10 protein-coding genes are annotated in these 12,179 nt (G+C 61.4%); 3 read left to right on the top strand and 7 right to left on the bottom strand.

Going from position 1 to position 12,179, the window contains the following annotated elements:
* The first annotated feature begins 325 nt into the window (after positions 1-325).
* Positions 326-1,720, top strand: a complete 1,395-nt coding sequence (locus AC1RT4_RS13125) for a Fic family protein (RefSeq protein WP_493085568.1) — start codon at positions 326-328, stop codon at positions 1,718-1,720.
* On the opposite strand, the gene AC1RT4_RS13120 is transcribed toward AC1RT4_RS13125, so the two are convergent.
* The 3 genes from AC1RT4_RS13120 to plsB are packed head-to-tail and all read right to left on the bottom strand — an operon-like array spanning position 1,717 to position 5,384.
* Entirely contained in the window at positions 1,717-2,406 is a 690-nt protein-coding gene (locus AC1RT4_RS13120) for a DUF4197 domain-containing protein (protein ID WP_493085567.1), read from the bottom strand. The genes AC1RT4_RS13125 and AC1RT4_RS13120 overlap by 4 nt on opposite strands.
* A gap of 23 nt (positions 2,407-2,429) precedes the next feature.
* Positions 2,430-2,828, bottom strand: a complete 399-nt coding sequence (locus AC1RT4_RS13115; RefSeq protein WP_493085566.1) for a YbaY family lipoprotein — start codon at positions 2,826-2,828, stop codon at positions 2,430-2,432.
* 51 nt (positions 2,829-2,879) lie between these two features.
* Positions 2,880-5,384 (bottom strand): glycerol-3-phosphate 1-O-acyltransferase PlsB, encoded by a 2,505-nt coding sequence (gene plsB, locus AC1RT4_RS13110; protein WP_493085565.1) that lies wholly within the window; start codon positions 5,382-5,384, stop codon positions 2,880-2,882.
* A 237-nt stretch (positions 5,385-5,621) separates the two neighbouring features.
* On the opposite strand from plsB, the gene AC1RT4_RS13105 reads away from it, so the two are divergent.
* Positions 5,622-5,831: a cold shock domain-containing protein gene (locus AC1RT4_RS13105; RefSeq protein ID WP_007954750.1), complete on the top strand. Its 210-nt coding sequence runs from the start codon at positions 5,622-5,624 to the stop codon at positions 5,829-5,831.
* A gap of 135 nt (positions 5,832-5,966) precedes the next feature.
* Here AC1RT4_RS13105 and AC1RT4_RS13100 read toward each other — a convergent pair whose 3' ends face one another.
* From AC1RT4_RS13100 to AC1RT4_RS13085, 4 genes are all read right to left on the bottom strand, one after another.
* Positions 5,967-6,344, bottom strand: coding sequence for a hypothetical protein (locus tag AC1RT4_RS13100; protein ID WP_085729795.1), 378 nt, complete (start codon positions 6,342-6,344; stop codon positions 5,967-5,969).
* A gap of 75 nt (positions 6,345-6,419) precedes the next feature.
* Positions 6,420-7,229, bottom strand: a complete 810-nt coding sequence (locus AC1RT4_RS13095; protein ID WP_007954754.1) for a putative RNA methyltransferase — start codon at positions 7,227-7,229, stop codon at positions 6,420-6,422.
* Complete coding sequence (gene dapE / locus AC1RT4_RS13090; protein WP_007954755.1) at positions 7,229-8,380, bottom strand: succinyl-diaminopimelate desuccinylase; 1,152 nt, start codon at positions 8,378-8,380, stop codon at positions 7,229-7,231. The genes AC1RT4_RS13095 and dapE overlap by 1 nt, the downstream gene beginning before the upstream one ends.
* A gap of 98 nt (positions 8,381-8,478) precedes the next feature.
* Positions 8,479-11,070: a glycosyltransferase gene (locus tag AC1RT4_RS13085; protein ID WP_074691288.1), complete on the bottom strand. Its 2,592-nt coding sequence runs from the start codon at positions 11,068-11,070 to the stop codon at positions 8,479-8,481.
* Positions 11,071-11,344: 274 nt separating this feature from the next.
* Here AC1RT4_RS13085 and tcdA point away from each other — a divergent pair, with 274 nt between their 5' ends.
* Positions 11,345-12,163, top strand: a complete 819-nt coding sequence (gene tcdA, locus AC1RT4_RS13080; RefSeq protein ID WP_039769652.1) for a tRNA cyclic N6-threonylcarbamoyladenosine(37) synthase TcdA — start codon at positions 11,345-11,347, stop codon at positions 12,161-12,163.
* The last annotated feature ends 16 nt before the right edge of the window (positions 12,164-12,179 follow it).

The raw sequence follows: 12,179 nt of genomic DNA, 5'->3' as shown, positions 1-12,179 counted from the left end.
GGGGCTCGGGGTTCCTTCGTTCCGGGATTCATCCGGGGGCATCGCCTCCGGTTTGCTTCGCTGCACCTCCTCTCGATGTGTTCGACTTCGTCGAACGGCGCTTCGCGCCTACCCCCGGATAAATCCCTCCACTCAGCCGGCCGAAGGGGCCGGCACGTCAAAAGCGTTACTCGAGCTAACGCTCATTGTGGTTTACGCCTTTATTTGCTCGTTGTAGGAGGGGGTGTTCTCTCCTACATGTTTTTCAGACGGCTCCGATATTGAGTCGCTGTGTTGGCGGTGCTGTACTCGAGGCTGTTTTTCAGCCTTGTTTGAGTCAGCTTTGATGAAGAAACCGCCGGTATTGAAGGGTCGGGCCGATCCCGTCTTTGAGTTGTTGATGCGCGCGCCTCACAAGCAGCGTCTGGCGGATTATCTTGCGTTGCTCAAGCCGCTGGATGATCAGGGGCGGTATCTGCCTTTTGAGGATTTGCGGTATCGCTGGGCCAGCGGGCTGGATTTGCGTTTGTGTTGGGCGTTGGTCAAGAAGGCGCGGGTAGCTCAGTACATTCATCTTCTGCCGCTGGGGGAGCCGGCGCAGTGGGGGAAGTTTGTGCCGACGCCCACCGCGCAGAAGGCCCTTTCAGTGGTTGATCGGCAAACCACGACGGCGTCGCTGGAGTACATGACCAGCCAGATAGGCGAGCGGGCGCATTTCAGTTATTTGCTTAACGATCTGATCGAGGATGAGGCGATCAGCAGCAGTCAGCTGGAGGGCGCCGCGACCACCACTCGTGTTGCCAAGGACATGCTCAAGCAACGGCGTCAGCCGCGAACGCCGGATGAGCGGATGGTCATGGGCAATTACCGGATGATGAATTTCGCCTGGGAAAAGCGTTACGAGCCATTGAGCGTGGAGTTGATTGCGTCAATCCATCGAGTCGGTGTCGAAGGCATTGATGACGAGCAGTATGACCCTGGGCTTTTCAGGACCAACGATGAAGTGGTGGTGCAGGACGGCGAAGGGAATACTGTGCACTCGCCACCGCCTGCGGCCGGACTGGTGAGGCGACTGGATTTGCTCTCGCAGTGGATCAATCAACCACAGGTTTCACCTCGGCAAAAAAACTACCTGCATCCGCTGATCAAGGCGATCACGCTGCACTTTGCCCTGGGTTACGAACATCCGTTTCGCGACGGCAACGGGCGGGTCGCCAGGGCGCTGTTTTACTGGTTCATGTTCAAGCATGAGTTTTCGGCGTTCCGCTATATCGCGATCAGTCTTTTACTGCGCAACGCGCCGGTGAAGTACGGGCGGTCGTATTTGCACAGCGAAGCCGATGAGCTCGATCTGACGTACTTCATCGAGTTTCAGTGTTCGGTGATTCTGCGGGCGGTGGAGGGGTTTACCGATGTATATCGCAAGAGTGTGGCGTACAGCGAAGACTTCGAGCACTGGCTGACCTGTTCGGGTTTTTTTGATCGGCTGACAGAGCGGCAGCGGGCGATTTATCAGGTGGCCAGAAGCGGGGTGGCGAAGGAGTTCACGGCGGGGAACGTCAAGGAGCACCTTGGTTGTGCCTACAACACAGCGGTGTCGGCGTTGAGCGGGTTGGTTGAGCTGCAGGTTTTCGAGAAGAAGAAAATGGGGCGCGAGTGGGTGTACTTTTTACGTGTATCTGCTGGTGGCGGATTGAATAACGGGAGTGAGACAGCTCACTCCCGTGTCGTGTCGGCTTAGAGCGTACCGAACACTTTTTTCGCCAGACTCGTCGCCGCAGCGGCCGGGTTCTTGCGGATGGTTTCTTCCTGTTTGCCGATCATTTCGAACAGGCCGTTGAGCGCTTGTTCGGTCACGTAGCTTTCGATATTGGCGCTTTTCGCATCCACCACGCCGAAGGTCGCGGCCTGACCGGCGAAGGTGTTGTATTTCTGGGCTACGCCGACTTTGTCGGTTGCCTGTTTGACGATGGGCAGGAACTTGGTGCGGATCTGTTCGCGGCTGGATTTGTCCAGGTATTGGGTGGCCGAGTCGTTGCCGCCGCTGAGGATGCCTTTGGCGTCTTCCACGCTCATTTTCTTAACGGCGTCGACGAGGATCGGCTGGGCCTGGGTGACGGCGGTTTCCGCGGCCTTGTTCATGGCAGTTTCCAGTTCGTCGACCTGGGCGCCCATGCCGAAGGCTTTCATCTTGCCGGCGACTTTGCCGAGTTTGCCCGGCAGTTCGATCTTCACGTCCGGGTTGTTGCTGAAGCCGCCCGGGGTGCCGAGTTGTTTGACGGCCAGTTGCGCGCCCTGGGTCAGGGCATCTTTGAGGCCGCCGGTGGCGTCGCCTTGCGACAGGTCGCTCAGTGACAGGGCCATAGCGTTGACGGAGATCATCAGGCCCGCGCACAGGCCGGCGAAGCGAAGGGTTGGACGGAGCATGAAAGCTTCCTTGTTCAAAAGAATTAGCGTGCGGCGTCGACGCGGATCTTCAGCGGTTGCGGATCCTTGCCATCAAGCTGCACGGCATGGTTTTCGGTGGTGATGAACATCAGCTCGCCGTTGACTTCGATGCGTGCGCTGACCGAATAGCGGTGACCGGGTTTGACCTGGGCCGGATCGTAGCTCAAGTGGAACGGTAGTGGCACCTGGCCTTTGACCGGGCCTTTCTGTTCGTCGAGCACCACCGCCGGAGCGTCGGCCAGCGAAACGTCCTGCAGGCTCACGCTCAAGGTCGCACTGGGCGGCAGGGCGATGCGTTGCAGGCAAAACACTTCGCCGTCGAGGCTGACCTTGCCGGCCGGTGAGGTCGACTGGCAGGCGCTGAGCAGGGTGGCGGCGGCAAGCAGGGAAAGTTTTTTCATCGGAGATCTCCGTATCGACGGCGCCAGAAGAAGCCTGGCGCCTGTAGGAATTTAGTCGCTTTGCACAGGGGCAGCGACCTGATCGGCCGCGTCTTCGCTGCGATGCAATGCCACCTGACGGATCGACAAGCGAATCTCCGCCGGCAACACCCGTTTGGCTGCGCCCTCGGCCAGTTCGCCGAGCAGTTCGTGATAGCTCAACTTGCCGGCTTCGTCGCGACGCAACACGTCGAGGTCGAGCATGGTCTGGATGAAATGACGGAACAGGCTCTTGTCGAAGAATTCCGGGGCATTGAGGCCATGCAGGATCGACAGGCGCTGGGCCATGACCGTGCACAGGTCTTCCAGTTCTTCGGCGCTGATGGTGTTCTGGCCTGCGTTGAGCAGCAACGATACGGTCATGTAGAAGCGTTGCAGGGTCTGGGCGATGCTCTTCGACAGCAGGGTCAGCAGCACGAAATGCCGCGAGCTCGGCGCCGGGCGCAGGTACACGTCTTTTTCGAAACGCAGCAGGCCTTGTTCGACGAACGCGTCCAGCCACTGATCGATCACCGCATCCAGTTCGTCCAGGGTCCAGCGGATGAACAGCTCCGATTGCAGGTACGGATACAGCGCGCGGGTGTAGCGCAGGATCTGTTCGCGGCTCATGCGCGATGCACTCTGGAAGAAACTCGCCAGCAGCGCCGGCAGGGCGAAGATGTGCAGCACGTTGTTGCGGTAGTAGGTCATCAGGACGGCGTTCTGCTCGTCCAGATACAGAATCTTGCCCAGCGCATCGTTCTGCTCGGACAGCAGATCCATGTCCTTCACATGCTCGATCAGCGCCCGGCCATCGCCTTCCGGCAAGGTGGTGTGCGGCGAGTACGGAACCTTGCGCAGCAGCGCCAGATACAGATCCAGCACCCGCGCCATGGCCCGATCGTCGAGTGCCAGTCGGGTGGTCGACAGAAGGGCCAGAGCTACCAGGTTGACCGGGTTGATCGCCGCCGCTTCGTTCAGGTGCTGCGCGACCTTCTCGCCGAGGCGGTTGGTGGTTTCGTTGAGCCAGGCCGGTTTGTACTGCGGGCCGAGTTCCTGCTGGCGCCAGTCCGGCTGTTCGTTGTCGAGGAATTCGGCGAGTTTGATCGGCTCGCCGAAGTTCACCGCCACCTGGCCGAAGCGCTGCTTGAGCGCGCCGATGACTTTGAAGATGTCGAAGATCGACTCTTTCTTCTTGCTCGCGCCACGCAGCTCGCCGAGGTAGGTGCGGCCTTCGAGCACGCGCTCATAACCGATGTACACCGGCACGAACACGATCGGCATCCGCGACGAACGCAGGAAGCTGCGCATGGTGATCGCCAGCATCCCGGTTTTCGGTTGCAGCATGCGCCCGGTACGCGAGCGCCCGCCCTCGACGAAGTATTCGACCGGGAAACCTTTGGTAAACAGGGTGTGCAGGTATTCGTTGAACACCGAGGTGTACAGCGGGTTGCCCTTGAACGTGCGGCGCATGAAGAACGCACCGCCACGGCGCAGCAGGCTGCCGATCACCGGCATGTTCAGGTTGATCCCGGCGGCGATGTGCGGTGGGGTCAGGCCGTTGCGAAACAGCAAATACGAAAGCAGCAGGTAGTCGATGTGGCTGCGGTGGCACGGCACGTAGATCACTTCGTGACCCTGGGCGACCTTCTGCACGCCTTCGATGTGGTTGACCTTGATCCCGTCGTAGATCTTGTTCCAGAACCAGCTCAGCACCACTTCCAGAAAACGGATCGCGGTGTAGGTGTAGTCCGAGGCGATCTCGTTGCCGTAGCGCAGGGCCTGGGCCTTGGCTTTTTCCGGGGAGATGTTTTCGCGCTCGGCTTCGTCGAGGATCGCTTGCTTGACCAGCGGCTGGTTGAGCAGGCCTTTGACCAGGTTGCGGCGGTGGGAAATGTCCGGGCCGATCACCGCAGCCTTGAGGTTGCGGAAGTGCACCCGCAGGATCCGCTGGGCCATGCGCACGGTGCGTTCGTGGCCCTTGTTGTGTTCGATCAGTTCGCGCAGGTGGATCGGTGCGGAGAATTGCACGCGGGTCTTGCGGCCCAGAATCATGATGCTCAGCAGGCGACGCAGACGCCCGGTGACGGCCCAGCTGTCGGCGAACAGCAGTTTCCACGGGCTGTTTTCGCTGTCCGGCGACTGGCCCCAGAACACGCTGACCGGAATGATCTGCGCGTCTTCGGCAGCGTTCTGACTGAGGGCGCTGACCAGTCGGGTCAGGGTCGGCGGCGCACCGCGCTTGTCCTGGCGACCGAGCCAGTCCGGGTCCGGTGTCAGGTAGAAGAACGCCGCCGGTTCGATCAGCGAACCCACGGACACCGGCAGCACCGGGCGCGGCAGGCCGGCCTTGGTGCACTCGGTGTCGACCACCGCCAGATCGGTCAGCGATGGATTTTGCAGGACGTAGAACACCGGACGACTGCGGTCGAGGTTGAGGGTGAACGACGACTGGTTGATCGTCTCGGAGCGAACCCAGAGATACAACAGTCGGCGCAAGGTGCCAAACACAAGACGGCGGAACGGGGAACGGGTCATACGGCTTCTGCGTGAGTGGATAAACCGAGCGTTTGCTCGGGCGGTCGACAGTTTGCCGGATTCACGGAAAATCGGCAAAAAAGCGGCGAAGTAATCTCCTGTTGAGAGTTTTGCCGCCTGTCATATACTCGGCGATCTGTCGCCGGGGCCCTTTTATGGACGTCGGACGCAGGCTGACGTTCCTCAAAGGCTTTCCTGCGAAAAGCCTGTTCAATAATAAAAAAGGAGTATGAACAGATGGCAACACGTGAAACCGGCAACGTGAAGTGGTTCAACGACGCCAAGGGCTACGGCTTCATTCAGCGCGAAGACGGGGTGGACGTGTTCGTGCACTACCGCGCGATCCGCGGCGAAGGCCACCGTTCGCTGACCGAGGGTCAGCAGGTTGAATATGCGGTGGTGGAAGGGCAGAAGGGGTTGCAGGCTGAAGACGTTGTAGGTCTGTAATGATCGTTCCCACGCTCTGCGTGGGAATGCCTCAATGGACGCTCTGCGTCCGCTTTGGGACGCGGAGCGTCCCGGGCTGCATTCCCACGCGGAGCGTGGGAACGATCAGAGCGCGCAGCATGCGAGCGATCAGGGTTACGCAGTTTTCCAGGTGATCTCTTCTTCACCATCTTCGCTGATGCGAATCCAGCGATCCGCTGTCTCTTCACCTTCTTCCTCGACCCACGTCCCCGGCGCGCAGCGCACCTCAACGTTCAGCGCGGCAAAGGCTGCGCGGGCGCAGGCGATGTCGTCGTCCCACGGCGTCTGGTCGCTTTCCAGGTACAAGCTGTTCCACTTGCCCACGGCTTTCGGCAGCCAGGTCACCGGGATGTTGCCGGCCTTGCACTTGTAGGTCTGACCTTTCTGTACCCAGTCGCTGCAAGGGCCGAGGGCGGCGCCCAGCCAGGCGGAAATGGCCTTGTGGTCGACGTCGGCGTCTTTCAGGTAAATCTCGATGTCCGGTTGGCGCATGGATGTCCTCACTGCGGGTCTGAAAAATCCATTCGCGGATTTAGCCGGCCCCGGGTCGTTGCCCGAGACCAAAAGTTATTGAAGAACGAAATAATCGTAGCGCATCGAGACGGTGGTCACGAACGGCTCGGGCTGTTCGATCACCGCCGCGCGGCGCTCGGCACTGGCGCGCCAGCCGTGGGGTGTCATCGCCAGCAGGTTGGCGCGATCCTCGGGCTTGTCCAGCGTCAGTTTGAATTCGAGGGTTTCACTGTGCGCCAGCGCCATGCCTTCCGGCACCAGGGCCAGGTGCTTGTCGTCGGTGTACTCGCGCACTTCGTCGTACAGGCGCTCGCGCAGTTCCATCAGATGGCCGCTGGTCGGGCCGACTTTCATCAGGCCGCCGCCGACGCTGAGCAGACGCTTGGCTTCTTCCCAATCCAGTGGACTGAAGACGCTGGCCAGAAACTGGCAACTGCCGGAGGCCAAAGGCACCCGGGCCATGCTGGCGATCAACCAGGTCAGCGCCGGATTGCGTTTGCAGGCGCGCTTGACCGCTTCCTTCGAAATATCCAGCGCGTAACCGTCAGCATCCGGCAAGGCCTCGGCGATCTGCGCGGTGTAATAACCCTCGCCACAACCGATATCGACCCAGCGCGCCGGCGCATAACCCGCCGCCAGCTCCGCCAGACGCTTGGCCACCGGCGCGTAATGCCCGGCGTTCAGAAAGTCGCGGCGGGCCTCGACCATCGCCTGGTTGTCGCCGGGATCGCGGCTGTTTTTGTGCTGCACCGGCAGCAGGTTCAGGTAACCCTGGCGCGCACGGTCAAAGCGGTGGCCCGCAGGGCAGACCACGCCGTTGTCCACCGCGTTCAGCGGTTCACTGCAGATCGGGCACGCGAGCATCAGGCGAGCAACTTGATCAGGGTCTGGTAGTAGATCTCGGTCAGCACGTCGAGATCGGCCGCCAATACGCGCTCGTTGACCTGGTGGATGGTCGCGTTGACCGGGCCCAGTTCAACAACCTGGGTGCCCATGGTCGCGATGAAACGGCCATCGGAGGTGCCGCCGCTGGTGGACGCCTTGGTCTCGCGGCCGGTGATCTGCTTGATGCTCGACGACACTGCGTCGAGCAGCGCGCCCGGCTCGGTGAGGAACGGCAGACCGGACAGCGCCCAGTCGATGTGCCAGTCCAGGCCGTGCTTGTCGAGGATGTCGGCGACGCGTTTCTGCAGGCCTTCAACGGTCGATTCGGTAGAGAAACGGAAGTTGAACAACGCCACCAGATCGCCCGGAATCACGTTGGTCGCGCCGGTGCCGGAGTTGACGTTGGAAATCTGGAAACTGGTCGGCGGGAAGAAGTCGTTGCCGTGATCCCAGTGCTCGGCGGCCAGTTCGGCCAGAGCCGGGGCAGCGAGGTGGATCGGGTTCTTCGCCAGGTGCGGATAGGCCACGTGGCCCTGCACACCGCGCACGGTCAGTTTGGCGCCGAGGGAGCCGCGACGGCCGTTCTTCACCACGTCGCCCACCAGCGTGGTGCTCGACGGTTCGCCGACGATGCACCAGTCCAGACGCTCGTTACGGGCTGCCAGACGCTCGACCACGGCCTTGGTGCCGTGATGCGCCGGGCCTTCCTCGTCGCTGGTGATCAGGAACGCGACCTTGCCCTTGTGATCCGGGTAGTCGGCGACAAAGCGCTCGGCGGCCACAGTCATCGATGCGAGGCTGCCTTTCATGTCCGCCGCGCCACGGCCGCAGAGCATGCCGTGCTCGTCGATCACCGCGTTGAACGGGTCGATCTGCCAGGCAGTCACCGGGCCGGTCGGCACCACGTCGGTGTGGCCGGCGAAGCACAGCACCGGGCCGTCGCCTTTACCGTGAGTCGCCCAGAAGTTATCCACATCTTCGATGCGCATCGGTTCCAGCTGGAAACCGGCATCGCCCAAGCGCTGCATCATCTGCTTCTGGCAATCGGCGTCGACCGGCGTCACGGACGGACGGCGGATCAGGTCGATGGCGAGTTGAAGGGTCGGCGAAAGGTCGGCGTGGGCCGTCATGGAAAACTCCGAAAGCTGGGGGGCAAGGCGCGCAAAATGGCGGTTATCTTAAAGCAAAACGGCGACCATTGGCCGCCGTTTAGTGCATCCGGGAGGATTTAGACCACCGGTGCCGGTTCAGGCGCCGCCGAAGGTTTTGGCAGCGACGACAGGAACGCCATGATCAGCGCCGCCACGTACGGCAGCGACTGCACCAGCAGCATGGCCACCCAGAAGCGCATGTCGTTGCTCGGAATGCCCTGCACCAGGAAGATCCCCAGCGCCGCGCCCCACAACAGCAGCATGATGAACAGCTCTTCCCGAGCCTCGGAAATCGCCACCCAGAAGCCGTGGTTGTCGGCGTTTTTCGGGGTGCGGAAGAACGGAATGCTGCTGGTGAAGAAACCGTACAGCACCGCTTTGGCGATGGTGTGCGACAACGCCAGTCCGGCCAGTGCCGCGCAGAACGCATCCTTGAGGTTCACGCCCACGGCGCGACGGTAGAGGAAGATGATCTTGCCGACCTTGAACACGAAAAGCGCCAGCGGCGGGATAGCGAAGATCAGCAGCGGCGGATCGACCCGTTGCGGAACGATGATCATCGCCGCCGACCACAACAGTGCGCCGACGGTGAAGAAGATGTTCATGCCGTCCGCGACCCACGGCAGCCAGCCCGCGAGGAAGTGATAACGCTGGCCGCGCGTCAGCTCGGTGTCCTTGCCGCGCAGCAGGCTGCGGGTGTGACGCTTGATGATCTGGATCGCACCGTAGGCCCAGCGGAAACGCTGTTTCTTGAAGTCGATGAAGGTGTCCGGCATCAGACCCTTGCCGTAACTGTCGTGGTAATACGCCGCCGACAGGCCTTTCTCAAATACCCGCAGACCGAGTTCGGCGTCTTCACAGATGCACCAGTCGGCCCAGCCCAGTTCTTCCAGAACCGAGCGACGGGTCATGGTCATGGTGCCGTGCTGGATGATCGCGTCGCGGTCGTTGCGGGTGACCATGCCGATGTGGAAGAAGCCTTTGTATTCGGCATAGCAGAGCTTCTTGAAGGTGCTTTCGTTCTGGTCGCGATAGTCCTGCGGCGACTGCACCACGGCGATTTTCGGGTCGGCGAAGTGCGGCACCATGTGCTTGAGCCAGTTCGGGTGCACGCAGTAGTCGGAGTCGATCACCGCGATCACTTCGGCGTCCTTGGCGGTATGCGGGATCAGGTAGTTCAGCGCGCCGCCCTTGAAACCGGCCAGGGGCGAGACGTGGAAGAACTTGAAGCGCGGGCCGAGGGTTTCGCAGTAGTCGCGCACCGGTTCCCAGACCGCCGGATCCTTGGTGTTGTTGTCGATGATCAGGACTTCGAAGTCCGGATAGTCGAGGTTGGCCAAGGCGTTGAGGGTCTGTTTGACCATCTCCGGCGGCTCGTTGTAGCAGGGCACGTGAATCGAGACTTTCGGGCGATAGTCCGAATCGCCGACCACCGGCAGGAATTCACGGCGGCGCTTGTGAATCCACACCGCTTCGGCCAGTTCGTGGGCCTCGGTCAGCAGCACGATGAACACCCCGAGCGCACCGAGCGCCAGCAGGAAGCCCACCGTCAGGCTGAACCACGTGCTGTATTGCTGACTGTAGTCGTAGCCGATCCACACCAGTACCGAACCGCACAGGAACGCGATAAAGGTCAGGAAGGTACGACCGCGCTGACGCAGGGCCGAGCCGTCGATCATCAGCAGGGTCAGCGACAACAGCGCCAGCACCACCGAACCGATTGCCAGCACGCGCCATTGCGGGATCGCTACCACCGGGCCTTCGAAGTTGAATTTCTGTTGGCGCGCGGCGTTGAACACGCCCCAGTAAGCGCCGACCGAACCTTCGTCGCTGGCCTTCCATGGCTGGTCGAACGCTTCGATCACGAAGTAGTTGAAACCCTGACGGTTGAGCTTGTTGACCAGTGTGCGCAGGTAGATCGCCTGATCCGCCGGCGACGCATCGGCGCCACCGCGCATGCGGCCGTTGCTCGGCCAGCCCACTTCGGACAGCAGCAGCGGTTTTTTCGGGAACATCTTTTTCAGGTCACGGGCGCGATCGAAAACGAACTGCCCGGCCTTGTCCACCGGAATGAATTCCCAGTACGGCAAAACGTGCGCGGCGATCAGGTCGACGTGCTTGGCCAGCTCCGGGTGCTCTTCCCAGACGTGCCACTGTTCGGAGGTGGTCACCGGCACTTTTACGGCCGCGCGCACGCGGTCGAGCAGCACGCTGAGTTGTTCGGCGGTGATTTCCTTGCGGAAGATCGCTTCGTTGCCGACGACCACGCGAACCACGCTGCGCGAAGTGTTGGCCAGTTCGATGGCGCGGGTGATTTCCCGCTCGTTGCGCTCCTGGTCGGGGCTGATCCAGATCCCCAGGGTCACGCGAAGGCCGAACTCTTCCGCCAGTTTCGGGATGTCCTGCAGGGAGCCGTCGACCGAGTAGATGCGGATGTTGTCCGTCAGCTTGCTCATGATCTCCAGGTCGCGGCGCATTTCATCGTCGGACGGATACTGATCCTTCTGTGGGAACTGTCCCTGCTGGAACGGTGAATAGGAGAAACCGGAGATCTGCTCCGGCCAGTTCGGCGCAGAGACGGGGCGGTTGATCAGCGCCCAGAAACCGGTGAACAGGGCGGCGATTGCCAGAACCACCACCAGGTTAAGTCCAAATTTACGCGATGACATAGCTGTGTCGGGTTCCAAAGGCTGTGGAACGAAGGGTCGGCTGGTTGACGCCAAGAGGGCGCGCATCCTACACCGGCAGTTCGCTGAGTCCTACAAGAGACAGGGAAATGCCGGACGTTGGGCAATCCAACCTGACTTAAGTTCTTTCGTTTCAGCGTGTAAGACAAATCTTTGTTACGTGCAGCTTTAATTAAAGCAGGCGCGTTCGCCGTTCATAGCGCAAAGATGCTCTTGGCCGCCGACGGCCCTATAATGCGCGCCGGTTTTTAGGGTAATGGTCATGAGTACAGAAGATCCGCGGTTTGCAGGCATCGCCCGTTTGTATGGCATCGAGGGCCTTGAGCGGCTGCGTGCAGCCCATGTGGCGATTGTCGGCGTCGGCGGCGTCGGTTCCTGGGCGGCGGAAGCCATGGCCCGTTGCGGGGTGGGCGAGATTTCGCTGTTCGACCTCGACGACGTCTGCGTCAGCAACGCCAACCGCCAGCTGCACGCGCTGGACAGTACCGTCGGCAAGCCCAAGGTCGAGGTGATGGCCGAGCGTCTGCGCGGGATCAACCCGGACTGCAAGGTGCACGCCGTGGCGGACTTCGTCACCCGCGACACCATGGCCGAATACATCACGCCGAACATCGACTGCGTGATCGACTGCATCGACGCGGTCAACGCCAAGGCTGCGCTGATCGCCTGGTGCAAGCGCCGCAAGATCCAGATCATCACCACCGGCGGTGCCGGCGGGCAGATCGATCCGACGCTGATTCAGGTCTGCGACCTCAACCGTACGTTCAATGATCCGCTGGCTTCGAAAGTGCGCTCGACGCTGCGCCGCGACTACGGCTTCTCGCGCACCGTGACCCGCCATTACAGCGTGCCGTGCGTGTTCTCCACCGAACAACTGCGCTATCCGAAACCGGACGGCAGCATCTGCCTGCAGAAGAGTTTTGTCGGTGACGGCGTGAAGCTGGACTGCGCCGGCGGGTTTGGTGCGGTGATGATGGTGACGGCGACGTTCGGCATGGTCGCGGCGACCAAGGCCGTGGACAAGATTGTGGCGGGCGTTCGGCGCCCGGCGGATCGGGTCAAGCCTCAGGCCTGAATTACAGGGCTGCGCA

It is taken from the genome of Pseudomonas sp. GW821-FHT11D10 (genome assembly GCF_058808435.1).
Note: the sequence above shows the minus strand (reverse complement) of the source record. Positions and strands in the feature narration are given on the sequence as shown.